Genomic DNA, 21,222 nt, shown 5'->3' with positions numbered 1-21,222 from the left:
GCTCTCAACGCCCCACAATGGCGGTCAAAACGCCCCAGATGAGCAGGCCGGTCATGAACCTGAACAGCGTGGGGTTAAAGACAAAGCCGAGTTCGGCCAAAATCCATTTAAAAGCTGCGCCGACCAACGCACCAAACAACACGCCAACAATAGCGCCTTTCAGAGCCTTCTCCGGCACAGTCAGGGCAACGCCGATCACCGCGCCGGCCAGGATGGCGTACAGCGTGTAGATAATGCCTTGCAAAATCATCTGGCCGACCACCGTGCCTTTGGCGCCATCCAGGGAATTGAGGATGGCCCCCATCGAAGCGCCGGTCACTGCGCCGATGCGCACAAGCTGATAAACCGCCATGCCCAGGCCCAACAGCAGACCAATCAGCAAAGAGCGGCCCAGGGCATCTGGCGTTTGGATGATGGGAATGACAATCGCCCCCACGATCAGCCCGGCAATAAGCCCATCAAAAGCCCCCGATGCCAGGGTTGTCCAGACATCTAGCAGCACAGCGGCCACAATTCCCAGGCTAAACGATTGGTTTAAGAACAAATTTATCATAGCTTTTTACCTCTCGTACCCCACGTATATGAATCTGAGGAGCCAGCACCTTTGAAGCATACCTTCTATTGCCGCCAAAGGTTAGCTGAATTATAGCGAAAGAATGCCATCCCTTAAAATTGCTGGCATTTACGGCCGTGACGCATAGAATTAGGTGTTCGAGATAGATTGGCGCAGATAAGCTAAACCGACCCAAATCGGGAAAACAACGCTGACTATTTAAGGAAAGAATTTCTATGAACCAACTTGTGGAATGTGTGCCGAATTTTAGCAACGGCCGTCAACCTGAAATCTATAACCGCATCGCCGACGCCATCCGGGAAGTGGCTGGCGTCCAGGTGCTGGACGTCAGCGCCGACGCCGACCACAACCGCACCGTCATCACCTTCGTTGGGACCCCGGCCGGCGTGGAAGAAGCTGCTTTCCGGGCCATCGCCACTGCCGCCCGCCTGATCAACCTGGACAGCCACCAGGGAGAACACCCGCGCATTGGCGCAACCGATGTCTGTCCCTTTATCCCTATCGCCAACGTCACCATTGCCGACTGTGTGGCTCTGGCGAACCGCCTGGGCGAGCGCGTGGGACGAGAATTGGGCATCGCCGTTTATCTGTATGCCGACGCCGCCACCCGGCCAGAGCGCAAAACTCTGGCGGCCATCCGCAAAGGGGAGTATGAACTGTGGCAGCAAGAGGTTGCCACCAACCCGGCGCGGCTGCCCGATTATGGCCCGGCCGAACCCAAACCCTGGGGCGCGACGGTGATTGGGGTACGGCCGTTTCTCATCGCCTACAACATCTACCTCAACAGCGACAAAGCGGAGGTCGCCGAACAAATCGCCCGCAATGTGCGCTTTATCGGCGGTGGCCTGCGCTTTGTCCAGGCCAAAGGCTTCCTGGTAGAAGGCCAGGCCCAGGTAAGCATGAACCTGACCGACTTTGAGAAAACGGCCGTCCACCACGCCCAGGAGATGGTACGCCGCGAAGCCGCCCGTTACGGCCTCAGCATCACCAAAGCCGAACTAATCGGCCTGACGCCGCAAAAGGCGCTGCTAGACGCCGCCCAGTGGTACCTGCAACTGGATGGCTTCAAGCCCGAGCAAGTCCTGGAAAACCGCTTGCAGGCTGCGGCCGCAGCCGAAGCAGCCACGGCTGACACGGCTGACACGGCTGACACGGCAGCTACGGCTGACACGGCAGCCGCCACGCCCCACGATTTTATCGCCGCCACGGCCGAAGCCAGCCCCACGCCCGGCGGTGGCTCCGTGGCCGCCCTGGCTGGCGCATTGGCTGCCGCCCTGGCGCAAATGGTGGCCGGATTAACCATCGGCCGAAAAAAATACGCCGACGTGCAAGACCAGGCGCAGGCTGTGCTGGTCGAAGCGGAACAACTGCGCCACCAATTAACGGCAGCCATCGCCGAAGACGCGGCCGCCTATGGCCGGGTCATGGCCGCCTACCGCCAGAAAGATTTAGACGAGACCAGCCGCGCCGCAGCCATCGAAGCAGCCACCATTGGCGCGGGCGAAACGCCCCTGCGCGTGGCCTATTTAAGCCGGGACGTGGTACTCCTGGCCCAAACAATCGTGGCCGTTGGCAATGTGAATGCCGTCACCGACGCCGCCGCCGGGGCGCTGTTGGCTCAGGCGGCCGTGCGCGTGGCCGGCCTGAATGTGAAAGTCAACGGCGTCCATCTGCAAGACCAAGAGTTGGCCGCCCGGTGGCAGGAGCAGGTCGCCAACCTGGAAGCCGAAGTCAACCAATTGATCGGCGATATTCTGGCGACAACGGCCGTGCGCGGCGGGTTTGCAGTATGAGACGGCCGTTTGCCCCCTATATTCTGGGTATCTTGGGCTTGTCGGCGCTGTTGGGTGGGGTTGGCTGCCAGCAGCAGGCGGCAGCCAATCCGGCGGGCAGCCTGGAGATGGTCGCCGTCGGTCAATCGCTGCCCGCGGCAGCCAGCACCGCCACAGTGACGCCCATCCCCCCACCGCCCACCATTATTGTCACTGCCACGCCGGAATTTAAGCCACCTTCCTTTGCTGTGGTGGATCCGAATGAGCTGGCAAATGCCAAAATAATTGGGGAAACGGCCGTTCCCGATAAAGCGGGGTCCACCGCTACGGGGTCCACCGCCACGGGGTCCACCGCTACGGCCGTGCCCCCCGATACCGCCACACCCCAACCCACCTTCACCCCGCCTGCCCTGCCCTACACCTCCCACGAAGAGCATTATTGGCTCCAGCGCCCCATCGCCGAAGGCGGTACCGTCTGGACCGACAAGACCTATCCCTACGGCAGCACACGCGGTGGTTCGCTGCGGCCCCATCACGGCGTGGAATTTTACGTACCAAATGGCACGCCTGTGCTGGCGGCCGCCAGTGGCACGGTGGTGGTAGCCGGCAACGACAGCGTGTTTGCCTACGGCCCCCACACCAATTTCTATGGCAATCTGGTGGTCATCCAATTGGATTCAACGCTGAATGGGCAGCCGGTTTACATCTTGCACGGCCACCTCTCGCAGCTTCTGGTGGCCGAGGGACAGCGTGTCAACGTTCTGGAACCCATCGCCCTCTCCGGGGCCACCGGCATCGCCGATGGACCACATCTCCATTTTGAGGTTCGCCTGGGGCAAAACAGCTATGGCAGCACCCGCAACCCACTGCTCTGGCTCTACCCCTTCCCCGATTATGGCGCAGTGGCCGGCCGCGTGACGCGGCAAAATGGCTCGCTGGTCGAAGAAGCGCCCATCTCCTTGCGCCGCCTGGACGCCCCCTCGCGCTACCTGGCGACCACCTCCTACGCCGGAACCACCGTCAACCCAGACGACCAATGGCTGGAGAACTTTGCCTTCGACGACGTGCCCGCCGGTTATTACGAGATTACGGTAGGCAGTGGCAAAACCAAAGTGACCCAGGAAATGTGGGTATTCCCTTATCGCACTAATTTTGTGGAAATCAAAATAGAAGATTGAGCTAGAAAAGGAAAAGTTCAACTTTTTCAGAAAAGTTGAACTTTTAGATGCTATTCGCCGTAAAACATCTCGCGGATGAGCGCCGATGCCTTCTGGTTGTCCAGAATCAGCACTTGCGCGCCAGTTTCCGTCAGATAGCTGGAAACGTAGTCATAGTCCAGCACTTCGTTGCGGATTTGTTCGGCGGGGATGTCGCTGACGGTTGTAGCCAGCGAAATCATCTGCTCCAGGCTCAGATCTGTGCGGATGCCATTTTCGAGCTGTCTGTACAGCGATGGCGCGCGCGACAGAAGCCCGGTGAAACCCAACGAGAGGGCTTTATTGCGGGCGGCCAATATCACCTGCTGCTGCCGCCCGGCCCGGCCAAAATCGCTGTCGGCATGGCGGGTACGGGCGTATTTAAGCGCCGTCGCCCCATCTAAATGCTGCATCCCGGCCGAAATGTAAAACGGATCATAGCCATAATTCATGTCCGGGTAGGTGGGGTCGCTGATGTCTCTGGCTACGTACACGTCAATCCCGCCCAAAATATCAATGCCTTTGGTGACGGCGCTAAAATCCACCAAGATGTAATGGTCAATGGGCACGCCCAAATTATAGGCCACCGTCTGGATAGCCAGCGACGCGCCGCCTTCCGGGCTGTCGCCGGCCGAGCCATAGACAAACGCCGTGTTAATACGGTCGCGCCCGCGCCCGGGAATGACGACGTACAAATCGCGGGGGATAGATAAGATGGACACCGTGTCGTTGGCCGGGTCCACGGAAACGATCATCATCGAATCCGTGCGCGAGACAAACGCCTCGCCGGGACGACGGTCTATGCCCATCAACAAGATGTTGACACGGCCGTCACCTGCCCAGGGTTCCTGAGTCGGGAACAGCGTCGGCGTGGGCAGCCCGGCTACGATGGTCGGCGGCACGGCTGGACCAATTTGTTCCAACTGCAAATCAACGCCAGCCACCTCGGCGGCTGCCTGTTCAATAGGGTTTAGCGGCCGGTTCCAGATCACCTGGAACGTGAGATAAGCAAAAATAATGACCGCAATGCCAGAAAACACAAAAGCGGTTGACAAAGTAAATGCCAACCAGCCTGGAATCATGCTTGATGATTGTCGCAAAATAAAACTCCTCGTTTACCGACCACCGGATGAATCATGGATTAAGACCCGATGATCGGTTTGCCACACAGTGTATCAGAGTGGATTATACCTACAAACAAGACAACGACAGGACGGATACCGGCCGATTGGCCTACTAATTATCAACCATTCATGGTCATCTCAAAAAGGGTAAACCTTTCACCAGCAATTCCCATTTCGGGTCCTGGTGGTTGTGAATTAAAAAGAATTTATTCATAAAAAGTCTTTGACTTACCCAACAAAAAGAGGTAGATTTCAGGGGACAATTCCCAACTGAAAGGAATCCCATGTCTCTGGACCGCTTTGGCCGTAACATCAACTATCTACGCATCTCTCTCACCGATAGATGCAATTTGCGCTGCGTTTACTGTATGCCGGAAGATATTACCTTCCGGCCACGCCAGGAACTGTTGCAAGATGATGAAATAGTTCGTCTGACACTTATTTTCGCCGAGCTTGGTTTTCGCAAGTTCCGGCTGACAGGGGGCGAGCCAACGGTGCGGGCGAACGTGGTGGACATTGTGCGACAGATTGCCCACACGCCCGGCGTAGAAACGGTAGCCATGACCACCAATGGCCTGCTGCTGGATAAACTGGCGGAGCCGCTGGCAGCAGCCGGTTTGCAGCGGGTGAATATCAGCATTGACACGCTAAACCCGGAGAAGTTTAAGAAACTAACGCGCTGGGGCGACGTGGAAGACGTGTGGCGCGGCGTGGAGGCGGCAACCTCGGCCGGTTTGGGAATTAAGCTGAATGCGGTGGTGGTGCGTGGCTATAACGACCAGGAAGACGTGGTGGACCTGGCCCGTCTGACGCTGTACCAGCCCTGGCAGGTGCGCTTTATTGAGATGATGCCGTTTGGCGACGTAGCTGATTTTCAGCAGGCCGGGGTGGTGAGTGAAGCGGAGCTGCGGGCGACAATTGCCGCCGAGTTGGGGGAATTGGCAATGGTGGACGACGGCCGTCTCGATGGCGAAGCGCGTCTGTATCGTCTGCCGGACAGCCTGGGTGAGTTGGGGTTTATCAGCTCTGTGACCCAACCATTCTGCGCCAGCTGCACCCGGGCGCGGCTGACGGCCGACGGCCGTTTGCGCCTCTGCCTGCTGCGTGAAAAAGAGGTTAACCTGCTGGACCCGCTGCGCGCCGGAGCCAGCAACGCCGAGATGAAAGCCATCATTGAGGCCGGCATCTGGTGGAAGCCATGGGGGCACGGGCTGTCGCAAGACGTGATTCCGCTGAATCGGGTGATGTCGGAGATTGGCGGATGAAGGGATGACAAGGTGACTTGTCACCCAGTCCCTCTACACATCCGGTAACAGTATCTCAAACGTGCTGCCCTGCCCAATGCCGGGGCTAACGGCCGTTACCACCCCCCCATGCGCCTCGACAATCGCTTTGACAATCGCCAACCCCAGGCCGGCGCCGCCCTGGTCACGGCTGCGGGCGCTGTCTGTGCGGTAAAAGCGATCAAAGACATAAGGTAGATGAACAGCCTCTATGCCTGCGCCGCTGTCGCGCACCCGAATACACAGCGTCTCGTTTTCTGTCACCACCGTCACCCAAATCTGCCCATTTTCCGGCGTGTGGCGCAGGGCATTGTTCAACAAGTTGTGGACCACCTGCCGCATCCGGTTGGCGTCCACCAACAAATAGGGGGTCGCGCCCAGCAGTTCCACCGTCAGACGGATGTGTCTGGCCGCCGCGACGGGTTTGAAGGCAACGGCCGTTTCTTTCACCAAATCGGCCATATCGGTCAGCTGCTTGTGCAGCGGCATCTGGCGCGCCTCCGCCTGAGCCAGATCATGCAGATCATCCACCAGCGTGGTCAGCAGCCGGGTTTGGTCCAGCAGGCGGGCAATCTCCTCTTTGCTCAACGGGTATACGTCATCCAGAATGGCCTGCAAATTACCGCGCAAGACGTGCAGCGGATTGCGCAGCTCATGGGCCACATCGGCCAGCAGATTGCGCCGCAGCAGTTCCGCCTGGTCTAACTGCACCACCATCTGGTTAAAGGCTCGCGCCACGGAGCGGATTTCCTGGCTGCCCTCCACTGGAACCCGGTAGGATAAATCTTGGTTGGCGATGGCTTTGGCCCCCGTTTCTAACGCCTGCAGCGGCGCTGTCAGGCTGCGGCTTAACAAAACGCCAATCAACGCGCTAAACAACAAAGCCCCCACCAGAGAACGTGAAAAATAGTTCTGGGCAAATCTCTGCATTCGCTCGTCGAACTGCGCCTGAAGCTCTGGTGGCAGCGCGGCGCGAATGTCCTCTAGCTGCCCGATGGCATTGGGACCGGCGATGACTTCCTGTTGAACAGACACGTTATACAAAACCGGCAGCAAGGCCACCAGCATCAACATGCCGGTAACCATCAACGTAAAACGAACCCATAGACGATTCATGACTTGTCTTCCAGGCGATAGCCGACGCCATAGACGGTTTGAATGTAGCTGGGATTTTTAGGATCGGGTTCGATTTTGCGGCGTAAGTTGCGGATGTGGCTGTCCAGGGTGCGCTCGATGCCCTCATAATCAGCCCCCAGTCCCTTTTCCACCAGTTCGCTGCGGGTAAGTACATAGCCGGCCTGTTCCAGCATGACATGGAGCAGATTAAATTCGGAAGGGGTCAGGTCTACGGCACGGCCGTTTACCTGCACTTCTCGTCGGCCAATGTCCATCTCTAACTGGCCCACTTTCAACACTTGCGGCTGGAAGGCGTCCGGGCTGCGCAGCCGGGCGCGCACGCGGGCCACCACTTCACGGGGGTTATACGGTTTGGTCACATAATCATCGGCGCCCATTTCCAGGCCGACTATTTTTTCGGTATCTTCGATGCGAGCCGTTAACATAATAATGGGCGTGGCCGACAAATTGGGATCGCTGCGTATCCGCCGGGTGATTTCCCACCCATCCAGGCGGGGCAGCATCAGGTCCAACAAAACCAGGTCTGGTTTGTCATGGCGAAGGCTGTGAACGGCCGTTTCCCCATCATAAGCTACCAAAACCTCGTAGCCCGCCTGAGCCAGATACGCCTGCATCAGCCGCACCACATCTTTATCGTCATCAACTACCAGAACCTTCTGCTTACTCATTGGCTACCTTGTCCAATTGACCATCTGGCAAAAAACCGGTACATTCCCGGTCGAATCATCGCCGTATAAAAACATCATAGTATTCGTAGGCCGAAGTCCGTATCCCGTTTTCCGTTGGCATTTGCCAGGGGTGGCGCCTAAGGATTACCGCTTACGGGCAATAGCAATAACATACAGCCGCCTGAAACCCTCAGCGGCCTGCTGCTCTACGTTGATTTTCTATTGAGGACCCTACCATGCAGCTATACATTATCCGACACGCACAATCTGTCAACAATGCCATCTGGGCGGAAACAGGCAGGGCCGACGGCCGTTTCCCAGACCCACCGCTGACCGACCTGGGGCATCAGCAAGCCATCCATCTGGCGAAATACCTGGCAAGCAAGCAAAATGCGACGGCCGTTGCTGCCAACACCCAAGACCATTTCAGCTACCACCTGACCCACCTCTATTCCAGCCTGATGCTGCGCGCCGTGCAAACCGCCCACTACATTGCCGAGGCGCTGCGCCTGCCGCTCCATGCCTGGGAAGTAATTCACGAATGGGGCGGCCTCTACGAAAATGATGCACTCACCGGTGAACCGCGTGGCCTGCCAGGCCCCAACCGCGCCTTTTTTGCCGAACAGTTCAGCCACCTTGTCCTGCCCGAAACCCTGAACAACGAAGGTTGGTGGAATCGGCCGTTCGAACCGCCGGAAAACACACCCCAGCGCGCCGCCACGTTTGTTCAGGAACTACTGGCAAAACATGGTGGCACAGAGGACCGCGTTGCCATTGTGACGCATGGCGGCTTTTTCCAGGCGCTCATGCGCCACATCGTCGGCAGCTGCGAGCCAAACATGCTGCTCAATCAGACCACCGACGTCTGGTTCCGCGTCAACAACACCTCGATCACCCGCATTGATTTTGACGATGCCAGCGTCAGCATTGCCTACCTCAACCGACTGAATCATTTGTCGGCGGACATCATAACCTGAGACATCATCTGTCATTCGTCACCATCACTCGTTTAGAAGTGATGGTGACGAAAGTTTATTCATAACGCAGCGCCTCAATGGGTCGCAAACCGGCAGCGCGCCAGGCAGGGTAAATGCCAAAAACCAACCCTACGCCGGCGGCAAAGCCGGTCGCCAGGGCAATCGTGCCGGCGTCCACCACTGTTTCCAGGTCAATCAGCCGCCCGGCAATGGTCGCCATCGTCCAGCCTAACAAAATGCCCAGCAGGCCACCAACCACACTCAACAGAATAGATTCCATCAAAAACTGCACCAGAATATCCCGCTTTAACGCGCCAACAGCCTTACGGATGCCGATTTCGCGGGTGCGCTCGGTAACACTGACCAGCATGATGTTCATAATGCCAATGCCACCCACTACCAGAGAGATTCCGGCGATGGCCCCCAGGAAAGCTGTCAATGTGCCGGTAATCACATTAAACGTATCCAGCAAATCCGACTGGCTGATGATGGTAAAATCGTCTTCGTTGGCATAGGTGATGCCGTGCAAATTACGCAATGTCTCGGTAATCTGGTCAATGGCTTCGTCGGTGACGTTTTCATTAGCCGCCTGGGCTGTAATGCCAGTGATCGCTTTTTCGCCGCTGCGGGTACGCTCGGTGAAGAGCCGGGCGTGGGCGGTGGTGAGGGGGATGAATACGGCCGTATCCGTCTGGCTAAAACTGCTCCCGGATTTCTCCATAATCCCAATCACCTCATAGCCCACGCCATTAATACGCACACTATTGCCCACCGGATACTCATCTTCAAACAGATTTTCAGCCACCGTATAGCCTAAAACAGCCACACGCGCCTGAGTGTCGTAATCTTGCTGCATCAGCAAACTACCGGCGGCGATTTCTTCAACATTGTTGACGGCAAAATAATTAGGCGTCACACCAGATACCGTCACCCGCGACGTATTGCCGCCATAGACCACTTCCTGCACCCCCTGAACCACCGCCGAAACGGCGCTGAGGTCTGGCGCATTAAAAGGATCTTCCAGTGCTGCCACATCCGCCAGGCTAAGGGCCTGATAACCGCCGCTGCCATCAAAATCAGTCGAAACACCGATCAAGTTAGTGCCAATAGATTGGATCTCGCCAGTGATCGAGGCGCTCACGCCGTTACCAATAGACATCAGGGCAATAACGGCCGCTACGCCAATAATCACCCCCAACATCGTCAACACCGCCCGCAGCTTATTCGCCAACAGGCTGTCCAGAGCCGTCAAAAAACTTTCACTAAGATTCATGGTTATGCGCCTGCCTGCCGCCCCTATCTTCCTGAATCATACCATCCCGAATCCAGATGGTACGCGCCGCATGTTCGGCAATCTCCGGATCATGGGTGATCATGATGATAGTAATGCCCTTTTCTTTGTTCAACTTCTCAAAAATACCCAGAATCTCGTCGCCGGTTTGCGTATCCAGCGCCCCGGTCGGCTCATCGGCCAGGATGATGGCTGGGTCGTTAGACAAGGCACGAGCAATAGCCACACGCTGCTGCTGCCCGCCCGACAATTCATCCGGCCGGTGGTCCATACGGTCGCTCAGACCCATCAATTCCAGGGCGGCTTTGGCTTTAGCCAACCGTTCTCCCCGGCTGATGCCGGAATACATCAACGGCAAAGCCACTTGCTTGATGGCTGGCGTGCGCGGCAGCAAATTAAACTGCTGAAAGACAAAGCCAATGCGCTTATTGCGCACACGCGAACGGTCATCCGAACTCATATCGCTCACATCAATACCATCCAGCTTATAGATGCCGCCGCTGGGCGAATCCAGGCAGCCGAGCATATTCATCAACGTGCTTTTGCCGGACCCCGACGGCCCCATGATAGCCACAAATTCCCCTTCGGCGATGTTCAAATCAACACCACGCAGGGCGTGGACCACCTGGTTGCCCATTTCATACATTTTGGTGACGTTCTTCATTTCGATCATCATATTATTACACTCCGTGATTACACCCTGATAACTACCCGCCACCAAATGGACCACCACCGTCACCCGCGCCCGGCGGCGGCCCACTGCCAAATTGGAAGACCGGGGCGACGTTGCCGATCAGCAGCACGTCCCCTTCCGCCAAACCACTGGTGATTTGGGTGAAGGCCCCATCGCGCAGGCCAATAGTCACTGGAACCACGTCAACAGTCTGGCTGCCATCGCTGTTGGTTGTCACCCGGTTTACGGAATATGTCCCCCGGCTGCGGTCGGCATTGATGGCCGCGTTGCCAACCAGCAGAACGTTTTCGTAGTTGTTGGTGCGCAGATTGGCGTTGGCGGTCATGCCCACCCGCACCGGCAGGTCTGTTTCACCCAAACTGAGAAACACTTCGTAACTGACAACGGCGCTGTTGTTTTGCATGGCGCGGGGGGCAATGGAAACCACTTCGCCAGACAAAACGGTATCAGGCCAGGTTTCCAGGGTGATCTCGGCCGGCTGACCGATGGCAATATCGCCTACGTCCACCTCATCCACAGACAGCGATACTTCCAGGCTGGCAGTATCCACCATTTCGACGAGGATGCCGCTGGCAGTTTCACCAGGGTTGACATAGACGGCCGTAACCACCCCAGCAAACGGCGCTGCCAACGTGGCATTCGCCAGGTTTCGCTGCGCCCGCTGCAAGCCAATCCGCGCCTGTTCCACCGCCACCTCAGCCGCCGCTGCCTGCGCCGCCGACGGGCCACTCACCAACGCATCCAGGTTGGCCTGGGCTTGCGCCAGCGATGCTTCCGCCGCCACAATCTGCGCCTGAGAGACGCCGCGCAAGAGCAGTTGGTGGTTGGCGCGCGAGGCTTCCAATTGGGCGCTGGCCGCCGCCAGGCTGGCCTGGGCAATTGCCACAGAATTGGCATCCGGCCCGCCCAGCAGCGCGTCCAGTCGGGCCTGGGCGGTGGTTGCGTTGGCGTTGGCTACCGCCAACGAGGAGCGGGTTTGCTCTTCCGGGTCGCCCAGGCCGGGGCAAATGCTAAAGCTTTGCCCATCCGGGGTATTGATGTCGAAACATTCGGTGAGCTTGTCATACAACTCTTGGGTGGCGCTGCGATTGCCCAGTGCGCCGATTAGCTCGGCCTGGGCCGAGGCGATTTCGGATTGACTGGCCCCACTTTGCGCCAGTTGCAACTGCTCGTTGGCTGCCCACACATTGGCCTGGGCTGCCCGCACATTGGCCTCTGACGCGGCGATTTCGGCTTCGCTGGGGCCGGCGCGCAAACCATCTAGCTGCGCCTGGGCCGAGGCCACAGCCGCCTCAGACGCGGCCAACGCGCTGGCGGTTGGCGCAGCCAACAAGGCGGCCAGATTGGCCTGTTGAATCAGCAGCGTTTGTTCGGCTGACTGCACGGCGCGTTCTATCACGGCCGTATCCAGCGTCAATAACGGCTGCCCGGCCGTCACCTGGTCGCCGGCGGCGACATGCACTTCGGCGACTTCGCCCGAAGCTGTCAGCGCCAGGCGCGCATCCCGCTGCGCCTTAATCTGGCCGCTGGCCGCAGCGTTGGCCGTCAGGTCGCCGACGAAAGCGGTTACAGTCTGACCGGTGCTAACGGCCTGGTTTTGTTGGCGGGCAAGCAGTTGTTCGCCAAAGAGCAGGGGCGCAGCCAACACAGCCGCCACCAACAGAGCCACAATTCCAATACCGATCCATATCCATCGTTTACGATTCGTGCGTTTACCTTCGTTCATGGTTTTCATCCAGTAGGGGCGCACCTTGTGGTCGCCCTCGTCAGTTAGCCTATTGTCCAGGTCCGGTCATAAAATCCAGGCGGGGGGCGGCATTGCCCACCACCAACTCGTCGCCTACGTTTAGACCGCTGGTTACTTCCGTGTTACGGCCGTCGCGCAGTCCAATGGTAATCGGCGTTTCCTGTGTCTGGCCGTCGGCCAACAACAAATTGACGCTGTATCGCCCCGAGACGCGATCGACATTGATCGCCCGGTTAGGAACCAGCAGCACGCCGGTTTTTTCGGCGGTGATCAGGTTGGCGTTGGCCGTCATGCCTACCAGCACCGGCAAATCTGTTTCACCCAAGCGGACATGCACCTCATAGACCACCAGCGAACTGCCAGGCGAGGTAGTCGCGCCCGGAGCGATGGCTAGAATTTCGCCGGGGATTTCCTGATTGGGCCAGGTTTCCAGGGTCATGCTGGCCGGTTGTCCTACTTGCAAACGGCCGACATCAATTTCGTCTACTTGCAGCACCACTTCCAGGTTCTTGTTGTCCACCATTTCGATGACCGTGCCGGTGACCAATTCACCTTCGCTGAAATGAACGGCCGTAATCACCCCGGCAAATGGCGCCTTCACCGTCATGGTGTCCAGGGCCGCCTGCGCGTCGGCCAGACTAATTTCTGCCTGGGCGACCTCAGCCTCGGCAACCAGGCGCTGCTCCTCGGTCGCGCCGCGCAGCAGGGCATCCAGGCTGGCTTGCGCCTGGGCCACCTGCGCCTGCGCCGCCGCTACCTGCGCCGCCGTCGGGTCTGCCGTCAACCGGTCCAGATTAGCAGCCGTGGCGTCGCGCTGAGCCACCACCGCCGATAAACCTGCCTGTGCGCTGCCCAACTGATTGGCGTTGGGACCCTGTTTTAGTTTATCCAGGGCTGCCTGCGCCGCCACCACCTGCTCGCGCGCCTGGGCCAGGGCGGTATTGGCCTGGATATTGTCGGGGTCCGGGTTACGGGTGTACTGCATTTCCACACTGTTCAAATTGGCCTGGGCGGCCACCAGACCGGCTTCAGCGGCGGCAATGTCCGCCGGTTTGATGGCGTTCTGCGTCTGACTCACCTGGGCCGAAGAAGACCAGACATTGGCGTTGGCGGCCGCCAGATTGGCTTCCTGAGCGGCGATTTCTTCGGCAGTCGGCCCGCCAAGCAAATCATCTAGCTGGGCCTGGGCGCTGAGAACGGCCGTTTGCGCCGCCGCCAGTTCCCAAGAAGTGGGGTCAGCCAGCAAGTCGGCCAGACTGGCCTGTTTCAATTTTAAGTTCTGCTCGGCGGCAGCCACGTTCAAGGCCATGTCGGCGGCGTCGAGCTGCATCAAGATATCGCCGGCCTGCACCACGTTACCAACGCGCACGTTCACCTGCTGCACCCGACCTGGCGTCGTCACAGACAGCGCCGCTTCGCGCCCGGCCACCACCGCGCCGCTGGCCGTCGCGCTGGCCGACAGGTCGCCGACAAAGACGGTGACTGTTTCGGCCGTTGTCGGCGCAGTCTGGCTGGCCTGGCCGCGCGAGACCCAAAAAGCGCCCATGACCGCCAGAAGGACCACAACGCCAATAATGCCATAAAGGCGATTCCGTTTTTTCTTGTTTTCCATGCAGACAGCTCCTATCTCACAAGAACGACGCCCCTTTTCAGAGGCGTCGTTCTACTTTTGATCAGTTTTAGACCAGAATTGTACTGTTAAAATCTGCAAAAGTTGTGCAGAAATGATGAACATTCTGTGTAATAAATGACTTCAACCAAATTGTGACCACTACAATTTTCATTCTATGAAGTCTTCCAGGTATTTGTTAAGCAGTACGCTTTTTAGAAACTGGGGTTGTGAGCAGGGAAAGAAAAAACCCGGCAGGTTTTTGAGGACCTGCCGGGTTTAAGGGGAGTTAAACGTCGGTGGGCTTGTCGTCGTAGCCCCAGGTTTGCTGTACCAGGTATAACGGCCGTCCCTTCACCTCGTCATAAATGCGTCCCAAGTATTCACCAATAATGCCCAGGCTGATCAACTGAACGCCGCCTAAGAACAACACGGCCACCAGCGTTGTTGCCTGCCCCACTAACGGGTTGTGCGGGCCAAAAAGGCGCAGCAAGATCACCGTCAGAATCGCCAGACCAGCTATGGCGGCAATGGTGAAACCGAGATAAGTCGCCAGCTGCAGCGGCACGTAGGAGAAGCTGGTGATGGCGTTCATGGCAAAGCGAAACATACGCCGGACTGAGCTGTATTTAGCCTCGCCGGCATAACGGGGGGCGCGCTTAAAATGGACGCCGGTCTGCCGGTAGCCCACCCAGGGGACCATGCCGCGTAAAAAACGATTACGCTCGCGCATACTGCCCAGAGCGTCCACCACGCGCCGATCCATCAGCCGAAAGTCGCCGGTGTCCAGGGGAATGTTGACACTGGTGATGCGGTGGATGAGGCGGTAGAACAGCTTGGCGGTGGTTAGTTTGAACCAGGTCTCGCCTTCGCGTTCGCTGCGCACGCCATAGACCACGTCGTAGCCTTCGCGCCACTTGGCAATCATTTCTGGAATGACTTCCGGTGGGTCTTGTAAGTCGGCGTCGGTCAGGATGACCGCCTGACCCTGGGCATAATCCATCCCAGCGGTGACAGCTTCCTGAAAACCAAAGTTACGCGAAAAACTCAGCCCCCTGACGCGGGCGTCTTTCTGATGCAGTTCGGCAATAACGGCCGCCGACTGGTCCCGGCTGCCATCATCTACCAGGACCAGTTCCCACGGTTCGCCAACCCCTTCCATCACTTCGTGAATGCGCTGGTAGAGGGTGGGCAGGACAGGTTCTTCGTTGTAAACCGGGGCTATAATCGAAAAGGTGGGTTTCATGATACCTCGTCAGTACGTTCAACCAATGTATACAGCGCCATTCCAGAAGTGGCTGCTCAGTGCGCCAGACTGCAATTATTTATACACCATTGTCGGCATTTTGCCTTATGGCGACCGGGTTCCTCAAATTTCCACGGTGGCCTGGAGGCCAACGTGGTCTGAGGGGTAGAGGGTGTGGTCTGCGGCGGCGGGTTGGTGGCAGAACAGGGAAACGGCCGTTACCCGCACCGCCGGTGAGACAAAAATATAATCCAGGCAGGCAGCCACTATTTCCGGATCAGCTTCGTCCAGCAGAAAAGGTTCTATCAAGGCAGTAGGAAACGTCGCCAGTGGCTCATGGTCATAGACCAGTTGATAGGCGGAATGAAAGCCCTGTTTCATGCGCTCAATCGCCAGGCCGTTGGGCCTTTCGTTGAAGTCACCGGCGATAATCTGGTGGGTGATGTGCCGCCGGTCGCGCAGCCAACCCAAGAGGCGCATCACTTGTTCCACCCGCGCTTCCTTCTCATAGGGAACGTGGTGCAGGTGGGTGGAGATAAAATCCAACGTCTGGCGGTCTGGCAGTTCCACGTTAACGCGCAAGGCTACCCGCCCGCCATACCCCAAAGTCAGCGCGTCGTGGTAGCGCACCGGCAGCCGGGTGAGGATGCCGATGCCTTCGTAGTAGCCTTTGACCGGGTGGGCTTTGCGGCGCTGGATGAGGCGATACGGCCGTTTCACGGACCCCGTCAGGCGCATGTTGATCTGGTTGCGCAGCCAGAAACCCTGGCGAATGGGCAGCGACACTTCTTGCAGACTGATGAGGTCGGGCGCGCTGTCCACGATCTGGTTGACCAGCAGATGCCGTCGTTCGCTCCAGCGGTCGGCGCGGTTGCGCAGGTTGATGGTGGCGACGGTTACAGCAGTCATGGAAGGATTCTTAAGCCGTGGTCCGTAAACGGATTACGGTTTACGGCTAAGTCAGGTCTATGACCGTTACGCCGACGGGCACGGCCGTTTGCAAATTCAGGCTGCCATCACGAATGACCAATGTGAAGGGAACGTCTGTGTTCACCGTCACCTGGGTTTGGTCGCCCAGCAGCTCCAGCGTGCCTTCCTGCCCCAGCGGATAATTGCGCACGCCATAGAGCGCTGCCGTTTCCAAACGGCGGTCCCACGTCACCCGGCGCAGCGGCCAATCCACGCTCAGGCCAATCACATCTTCCAGCAAAATGGCGATGGGCGACAGGCCGGACGGCCCCACAAAATCAGCCCGCGCCGGTTCGCCGGGCGCGGCTTGCTCCGGGGCATAATTCTCCCAAAAGGTATCGGTATGCTGGTAGACGTCCCAAACGTTTTCCAGGTGGTTGGCCGCAATGGTGTGGGCCAGAGCAAACTGCCCCACGTTGCGCAGGCCGCGCAAGACCATGTAGTTAGTCGGCGGCCAGACGCCGCCGCGCCAGGCATTGCCGGTTCCGGCGTTATATCCCTCGCTGTCGGCCGACTGGCTGGGGATGCGGTGGGCTACTTTAAAGGCCCAGCCTTCGCGCAAATGCTGTATAAACGGCCCCAGGCGCGCATCGGGGATGATGCCCGCGTCGAGCAAGGCCCAATACGCGCCTATGCTTTTCACCTGGCTGAAACGGCCGTTTGCGTCCACATCCAGGTAAAAATTGGTCTCGTCGTTCCACAGCTTGTCGTTGACCCGTTGAATAAGCCGGACACGTTCTTCGGTGATGTCTTTCACCGCGTCGGGCAGTTCCAGCAGCGCGCCCATTTGTTCCAGGATACGGCCGTTGACAATGGCTTGCACGGTGGCGTCTATCCAGCTCCAATGGCGATGGTGATATTTACTGTCGGGCACACGCGGCTGATTATCCATGCCGCTGCTCAGGCCGGTGGCCCAATACAGGCCGTTGGGCCAGGTGCGATTGGCGCGTAGCCAATGATGGTAAGCCACGAGGGGGTAAAATACATCGGCCAGACGGCCGTCGTCGCCCGTCGCCCGAAAATAACGCCATTCAGTCCAGGCCAACAGATTTGGTCCGGCGCCGTTGGGATCAAACGGGTAAAAGAAATCTTTGCCGGTGGTGGTGTTGATTTCGCGGCAGATGCAACCATCGTCGTGCTGCCGGGCATAGAAGTTGCTCAGGCTGCCCATGCAGTCGAACGCGCGACGGCCGTACCAGCCGTATTGCACGGCAAAGGCACTGTCCCACAAACTGATGCTCTCGGCCGGCAGCGCCATAAAGTTAGCCACAAAACCGCTGTCCGCTTTGGGGCGGCGCAAGTTAGACCAGGCCATCTCCCAGGCGCGCCAATACATCTCCACCCAACCGGGCTGCTCTGGCAAGACCGGCTCAGGCAGCCGCAGCCGGGCCTCGGCAAAAGGGAGAATCGAGCTGGGTTGATACATTCGCTGGCGGAAAGGGTTCCTATCAACCAGGGGGTGCGGTGGTTGGCTAAACTTGGAATGCGGCATGACGACAGAACTCCATGTATCAAGGCGCTAAGGTCCCGCCGTAATCATTCACTCCCGCCCCCTGAGCCTGTCGGTTTCGACAGGCTCAACCGACAGGTGGTGAACAGTTACAACCAGGCGCTAAAACAACGAAGGTTTACCGGGGCGCGTCCACCCACAATTCGGCCGTGCCAGTGAGGCGCAGATTTTGCTCGTTTAACGTGGTGACGCGCAAGTTATAAGCCAGATGCACATTATCGCGGATGCGGCCGGTCCAGACGAAGGAATCGCCCAGCGCCAGGTAGGGGTAGCCAGACATGCCAGACATGCGGGCAAAGCGGGCGGTTTGGCTGCCCTGACCACGCTCTTCAACGCCGGTGAATACGGCCGTTGTCCCCGGAACCTGATACCCTACCGGAATTGTGTAATCGGCCACCACATGGCTGTAGCGATACGTACCAGAGTTGGCCGGAATCCCCAACTCTTCGACGGGCTGCGGATTCAGGACAATCAGTTCCACCAGCCCGGCCACCGGCAGGCTGCCGAATACAGAAGCAGTGAGGCGCAAATTGAAGTTGGCAAATACACCGGGAGCCAGTACACCGCTCCAGAAAAAGGAATCTCCGGCTCGTTTCAACGCCGTTTGGCCGTCTATGCTCACCTGATACGCATCTACCTGCCGGTCTATAAACTTTAACCCAGTGCCGGGCACACCGTCGCCTGGCGCCAGGTTGGCCGCATAGGCCGGGATGGTGAAAGTGATGCTGTCGCCCAGAGGCGTGGGCGTGGGCGCTGGCGCAGACGGGCCGCTGCCCGGCAGGGCGCAGGCCAGCGCCGTTACCATCAACATCAAGACAAAGCCCAACAAAGCCCACGAGTTATGTTTCATCTGTTACCGCGATTGTTGCTGAAACCCTGGCAGCAGTGTTCAGTGTTCAGTGTTCAGTGTTTTCCAGAGGTAACGCCGACTTAAAACTGGTTACTGGTTACTGAATACTGAATACTGATTACGGCTGCCAGGGGTTTCAGGCAGTTATGGCTGCGTTTCAATGATCACTGTATCTATTTTATCGCCGGGAGGAGCATTGGGATTCGTCGCTGGGTCGCGTGGCGCAATGGACTGTACCACGTCCATGCCCTCAATCACCCGGCCAAAGATGGTATACCCGCCATCCAACTGACGGACGTCGGCCAGGGTGACATACCACTGGCTGCCGTTGGTATCCGGGCCGGAGTTGGCCATAGCCACCATGCCGGCCGTGTCGTGGGACAGGGCGGGATCAATTTCGTTGGGGATGGCGTAGCCGGGACCGCCGCCGCCTGTGCCGGTGGGGTCGCCCGTCTGGGCGACAAAACCGGGCAAAACACGGTGGAAGGTGACGCCGTTAAACCAGCCTTCATTCGCCAGGAAAACGAAATTATTGACGGTCAGCGGCGCGGATTCGGGCAGGAGTTCGATGACAAATTCGCCGCCATTTTCCAGGCGGACGCGGGCGAAATAGCCCGCGCCTTCTTCCAGGGCCAGCGCCGGCGGGGCGTCGTATTGGCGGTCGGCCAGGGTTTGCAGGGCGGCGGTGGAATTGATGTACTGCTGCCAGACGGAGATTTCGCGGGGGAGTTGGGTAGCGATACGGCCGTTGACAATTCCCGTTGGCGTGCCCGGCAGCCCCAACTGCATGGCTTCCTGTTCTGAAGCGGTCACATACTCGGCGTAAACGCCATCGTCCAATTCCTGGGTGAAGCGGGCGGCGTCCAAGTTTAGCTCAGCGGCCAGAGCAATGAAGTAGTCGTGGGCCGCGGCCGCATCCAACCGGCTCCACTCCCCCTGCCGGGCAAACAGCAGATCGTGATACTCCCAAAATGCGCCCTGCGCGCCGGCCGCTTCACTGGCTTCGGCCGATTTTTGGGCGTTGGGATGGATTTGGTTCAAGGGGAAATGGCGGTATACCAGTTGTACCTGGTCTGGATAGGCTTCTACCAGGCTGTCGAGTATGGGCGAAATGGCCGCGCATCCAGGGCATTGAAAATCAGCGTATTCGATGATCGTGACGACCGGGGTGGTGGCCCCTTTCACCCAGTCCTGTTCACGCACAATGCTGGCCTGGGCCAGGAACGAGTCGGCGTCGGCGTCTGTGACGGGAACAGCGGTGGGGGGAACGGCCGTTGCTGCTTCATTATCCGGCGTAGAGGGGGGAACGGCCGTTTCCGCCGCGCCGCAAGCCACTAAAAACAGCAGACCTATCAACAACCATACAAATCGTTTCATGCCTCTCTCCTCGCTGATCCTCCAACAAATTAGTGAGGCATTCTACCATGTTCATTGCAAAACCATAAAATCTCTAACCTGGCACAGCAATTCTCATTGGTATCTATTCACCACAACGACATGGAGGGCTGAAGCGCCCACCACTATCCAAACCACAAAACTCACCTGGCAGCCAACGCAAAACGGGGACGATTGAATCAATCGCCCCCGTTTTAACACCGAAGTCAGAACCAACAAACCGTTAAAACGGCTCGTCTTCGTTGATGAACTTGCCTGTGGTTGTGCCAGACTCGGTCTCTTGGGGCATGACAATCCATAAAATGACATAAACCCAAAAACCGCCGCTGGCAAAGAGGAACATCAGGACGAACAACAGGCGGATAATCGTCGGATCGATATTCAAATACTCGCCTAACCCACCGCACACCCCGGCTATTTGCCGATTATGCCGCGAACGAACAAATCTTTTTTCATTTTGTGCCATCATTTACCTCCATAGTTTCTCAGCCTTTATTGGCTGCCAATAATCTTTGCAGAGGTCAATACGTCAAACTTTGCGCCCGGTTGCGCGCAAACCTACCAGCTTCACGGGGTTACGGGTAAAATGGCTTGGTTCACGTTAAGGCGATATCCCAATCGCTCTTTATTTGAGGAGGTTAGTTGCGATGAGAATGTTAACGCTCGCTTTGCTACTGGCACTACTGTTTGTCGCTTGCGGCCCGGCCACGCCAACACCCACCAGCGCACCGGAGGTCATCCAACCGGCGCGGTCTACACCCACGTCTGACCCATCTCTGATAACCCCCAATGCCAACGAGCCGGGCAGCCAGGTTGGCTACCCACCACCGCCGCCCACCCTTACCCCCCTGCCAGAAGGTTATCCCGCCGCGCCAACCCTGGAAGCGGCCAACCCATATCCCGCCGCCGGAACCGTGTGGGTGCTTCAGGCGCTTGGTCTACAGTGCGCCGATACCAGCACGTACCAGCTTGCCAACGTTCAAGCAGCGCGGGCCAGCCTGACGGCCGCCGGTATCACCGTTCAGACGATACAAACCGTCGAATTGGGGGTGTGCGAGGCGTGCGACTGCCCCACCAGCACCCATTACCGGGCGCAAATCGCCGCCGCCGATCTGAATAAGGCGTTGGCCCTGGGCTGGCGAAGCGAGTAGGGCAAGACAAGGCGATGGGAGACCTGGAG

The 21,222-nt window shown here is 58.2% G+C and carries 19 protein-coding genes; 5 read left to right on the top strand and 14 right to left on the bottom strand.

Annotation, left to right across the window (positions count from 1 at the left end):
* Window positions 1-4 precede the first annotated feature (4 nt).
* Window positions 5-553: a hypothetical protein gene (locus tag IPM39_07680; GenBank protein ID MBK8985949.1), complete on the bottom strand. Its 549-nt coding sequence runs from the start codon at window positions 551-553 to the stop codon at window positions 5-7.
* A 236-nt stretch (window positions 554-789) separates the two neighbouring features.
* Between IPM39_07680 and ftcD the strand changes: the two genes are divergently transcribed.
* Together ftcD and IPM39_07670 are read left to right on the top strand one after the other, a co-directional pair.
* Window positions 790-2,367 carry a glutamate formimidoyltransferase gene (ftcD, locus tag IPM39_07675; protein ID MBK8985948.1) on the top strand — a complete coding sequence of 526 codons (1,578 nt, stop codon included), beginning with the start codon at window positions 790-792 and terminating at the stop codon, window positions 2,365-2,367.
* A complete protein-coding gene (locus IPM39_07670) occupies window positions 2,364-3,524 on the top strand; it encodes a peptidoglycan DD-metalloendopeptidase family protein (GenBank protein ID MBK8985947.1) in 1,161 nt (386 codons plus the stop codon). Before ftcD ends, IPM39_07670 begins: the two co-directional genes overlap by 4 nt.
* Window positions 3,525-3,574: 50 nt before the next feature.
* On the opposite strand, the gene IPM39_07665 is transcribed toward IPM39_07670, so the two are convergent.
* Window positions 3,575-4,642, bottom strand: coding sequence for an LCP family protein (locus IPM39_07665; GenBank protein ID MBK8985946.1), 1,068 nt, complete (start codon window positions 4,640-4,642; stop codon window positions 3,575-3,577).
* 308 nt (window positions 4,643-4,950) lie between these two features.
* On the opposite strand from IPM39_07665, the gene moaA reads away from it, so the two are divergent.
* Window positions 4,951-5,931 (top strand): GTP 3',8-cyclase MoaA, encoded by a 981-nt coding sequence (gene moaA, locus IPM39_07660; GenBank protein ID MBK8985945.1) that lies wholly within the window; start codon window positions 4,951-4,953, stop codon window positions 5,929-5,931.
* 33 nt (window positions 5,932-5,964) lie between these two features.
* Here moaA and IPM39_07655 read toward each other — a convergent pair whose 3' ends face one another.
* Complete coding sequence (locus IPM39_07655) at window positions 5,965-7,065, bottom strand: HAMP domain-containing protein (protein ID MBK8985944.1); 1,101 nt, start codon at window positions 7,063-7,065, stop codon at window positions 5,965-5,967.
* Entirely contained in the window at window positions 7,062-7,754 is a 693-nt protein-coding gene (locus tag IPM39_07650) for a response regulator transcription factor (GenBank protein MBK8985943.1), read from the bottom strand. Before IPM39_07650 ends, IPM39_07655 begins: the two co-directional genes overlap by 4 nt.
* A 236-nt stretch (window positions 7,755-7,990) precedes the next feature.
* Here IPM39_07650 and IPM39_07645 point away from each other — a divergent pair, with 236 nt between their 5' ends.
* The gene (locus IPM39_07645) at window positions 7,991-8,731 is read left to right on the top strand and encodes a histidine phosphatase family protein (GenBank protein ID MBK8985942.1); all 741 of its coding nucleotides are present in this window, start codon (window positions 7,991-7,993) and stop codon (window positions 8,729-8,731) included.
* Between the two features lie 55 nt (window positions 8,732-8,786).
* Here the strand turns inward: IPM39_07645 and IPM39_07640 are convergent, their stop codons facing one another.
* The 10 genes from IPM39_07640 to IPM39_07595 form a co-directional block, all read right to left on the bottom strand.
* Window positions 8,787-10,004, bottom strand: coding sequence for an ABC transporter permease (locus IPM39_07640; GenBank protein MBK8985941.1), 1,218 nt, complete (start codon window positions 10,002-10,004; stop codon window positions 8,787-8,789).
* Complete coding sequence (locus IPM39_07635) at window positions 9,994-10,695, bottom strand: ABC transporter ATP-binding protein (GenBank protein MBK8985940.1); 702 nt, start codon at window positions 10,693-10,695, stop codon at window positions 9,994-9,996. Before IPM39_07635 ends, IPM39_07640 begins: the two co-directional genes overlap by 11 nt.
* Before the next feature lie 34 nt (window positions 10,696-10,729).
* Window positions 10,730-12,442 carry an HlyD family efflux transporter periplasmic adaptor subunit gene (locus tag IPM39_07630; protein MBK8985939.1) on the bottom strand — a complete coding sequence of 571 codons (1,713 nt, stop codon included), beginning with the start codon at window positions 12,440-12,442 and terminating at the stop codon, window positions 10,730-10,732.
* Between the two features lie 49 nt (window positions 12,443-12,491).
* Window positions 12,492-14,075 (bottom strand): HlyD family efflux transporter periplasmic adaptor subunit, encoded by a 1,584-nt coding sequence (locus tag IPM39_07625; protein ID MBK8985938.1) that lies wholly within the window; start codon window positions 14,073-14,075, stop codon window positions 12,492-12,494.
* Between the two features lie 286 nt (window positions 14,076-14,361).
* Window positions 14,362-15,318 (bottom strand): glycosyltransferase family 2 protein, encoded by a 957-nt coding sequence (locus IPM39_07620; GenBank protein MBK8985937.1) that lies wholly within the window; start codon window positions 15,316-15,318, stop codon window positions 14,362-14,364.
* Between the two features lie 123 nt (window positions 15,319-15,441).
* Window positions 15,442-16,227 (bottom strand): endonuclease/exonuclease/phosphatase family protein, encoded by a 786-nt coding sequence (locus IPM39_07615; protein ID MBK8985936.1) that lies wholly within the window; start codon window positions 16,225-16,227, stop codon window positions 15,442-15,444.
* Between the two features lie 46 nt (window positions 16,228-16,273).
* A complete protein-coding gene (locus tag IPM39_07610; protein MBK8985935.1) occupies window positions 16,274-17,779 on the bottom strand; it encodes a glycoside hydrolase in 1,506 nt (501 codons plus the stop codon).
* Between the two features lie 136 nt (window positions 17,780-17,915).
* Window positions 17,916-18,647 (bottom strand): hypothetical protein, encoded by a 732-nt coding sequence (locus tag IPM39_07605; GenBank protein MBK8985934.1) that lies wholly within the window; start codon window positions 18,645-18,647, stop codon window positions 17,916-17,918.
* A gap of 144 nt (window positions 18,648-18,791) precedes the next feature.
* Window positions 18,792-20,024 (bottom strand): peptidylprolyl isomerase, encoded by a 1,233-nt coding sequence (locus tag IPM39_07600; protein ID MBK8985933.1) that lies wholly within the window; start codon window positions 20,022-20,024, stop codon window positions 18,792-18,794.
* A 241-nt stretch (window positions 20,025-20,265) separates the two neighbouring features.
* Window positions 20,266-20,508 carry a PspC domain-containing protein gene (locus IPM39_07595; GenBank protein MBK8985932.1) on the bottom strand — a complete coding sequence of 81 codons (243 nt, stop codon included), beginning with the start codon at window positions 20,506-20,508 and terminating at the stop codon, window positions 20,266-20,268.
* A 181-nt stretch (window positions 20,509-20,689) separates the two neighbouring features.
* On the opposite strand from IPM39_07595, the gene IPM39_07590 reads away from it, so the two are divergent.
* On the top strand, window positions 20,690-21,193 hold the full coding sequence (locus tag IPM39_07590; GenBank protein MBK8985931.1) for a hypothetical protein: 504 nt from the start codon (window positions 20,690-20,692) through the stop codon (window positions 21,191-21,193).
* Window positions 21,194-21,222: the final 29 nt, after the last annotated feature.

Source organism: Candidatus Leptovillus gracilis, assembly GCA_016716065.1.
GTDB lineage: Bacteria > Chloroflexota > Anaerolineae > Promineifilales > Promineifilaceae > Leptovillus > Leptovillus gracilis.
This window is presented reverse-complemented; position numbering and strand designations above follow the sequence as displayed.

What these genes read in the sequence shown, in the direction of transcription:
- IPM39_07655 (MBK8985944.1), bottom strand. Translation starts at nt 7,065, where the DNA reads ATGAATCGTCTATGGGTTCGTTTTACGTTGATGGTTACCGGCATGTTG.
- IPM39_07670 (MBK8985947.1), top strand. Translation starts at nt 2,364, where the DNA reads ATGAGACGGCCGTTTGCCCCCTATATTCTGGGTATCTTGGGCTTGTCG.
- IPM39_07590 (MBK8985931.1), top strand. Translation starts at nt 20,690, where the DNA reads ATGAGAATGTTAACGCTCGCTTTGCTACTGGCACTACTGTTTGTCGCT.
- IPM39_07635 (MBK8985940.1), bottom strand. Translation starts at nt 10,695, where the DNA reads ATGATCGAAATGAAGAACGTCACCAAAATGTATGAAATGGGCAACCAG.
- IPM39_07595 (MBK8985932.1), bottom strand. Translation starts at nt 20,508, where the DNA reads ATGGCACAAAATGAAAAAAGATTTGTTCGTTCGCGGCATAATCGGCAA.
- IPM39_07680 (MBK8985949.1), bottom strand. Translation starts at nt 553, where the DNA reads ATGATAAATTTGTTCTTAAACCAATCGTTTAGCCTGGGAATTGTGGCC.
- IPM39_07640 (MBK8985941.1), bottom strand. Translation starts at nt 10,004, where the DNA reads ATGAATCTTAGTGAAAGTTTTTTGACGGCTCTGGACAGCCTGTTGGCG.
- moaA (MBK8985945.1), top strand. Translation starts at nt 4,951, where the DNA reads ATGTCTCTGGACCGCTTTGGCCGTAACATCAACTATCTACGCATCTCT.
- IPM39_07605 (MBK8985934.1), bottom strand. Translation starts at nt 18,647, where the DNA reads ATGAAACATAACTCGTGGGCTTTGTTGGGCTTTGTCTTGATGTTGATG.
- IPM39_07645 (MBK8985942.1), top strand. Translation starts at nt 7,991, where the DNA reads ATGCAGCTATACATTATCCGACACGCACAATCTGTCAACAATGCCATC.
- IPM39_07630 (MBK8985939.1), bottom strand. Translation starts at nt 12,442, where the DNA reads ATGAACGAAGGTAAACGCACGAATCGTAAACGATGGATATGGATCGGT.
- IPM39_07650 (MBK8985943.1), bottom strand. Translation starts at nt 7,754, where the DNA reads ATGAGTAAGCAGAAGGTTCTGGTAGTTGATGACGATAAAGATGTGGTG.
- IPM39_07620 (MBK8985937.1), bottom strand. Translation starts at nt 15,318, where the DNA reads ATGAAACCCACCTTTTCGATTATAGCCCCGGTTTACAACGAAGAACCT.
- IPM39_07600 (MBK8985933.1), bottom strand. Translation starts at nt 20,024, where the DNA reads ATGAAACGATTTGTATGGTTGTTGATAGGTCTGCTGTTTTTAGTGGCT.
- IPM39_07625 (MBK8985938.1), bottom strand. Translation starts at nt 14,075, where the DNA reads ATGGAAAACAAGAAAAAACGGAATCGCCTTTATGGCATTATTGGCGTT.
- ftcD (MBK8985948.1), top strand. Translation starts at nt 790, where the DNA reads ATGAACCAACTTGTGGAATGTGTGCCGAATTTTAGCAACGGCCGTCAA.
- IPM39_07615 (MBK8985936.1), bottom strand. Translation starts at nt 16,227, where the DNA reads ATGACTGCTGTAACCGTCGCCACCATCAACCTGCGCAACCGCGCCGAC.
- IPM39_07610 (MBK8985935.1), bottom strand. Translation starts at nt 17,779, where the DNA reads ATGCCGCATTCCAAGTTTAGCCAACCACCGCACCCCCTGGTTGATAGG.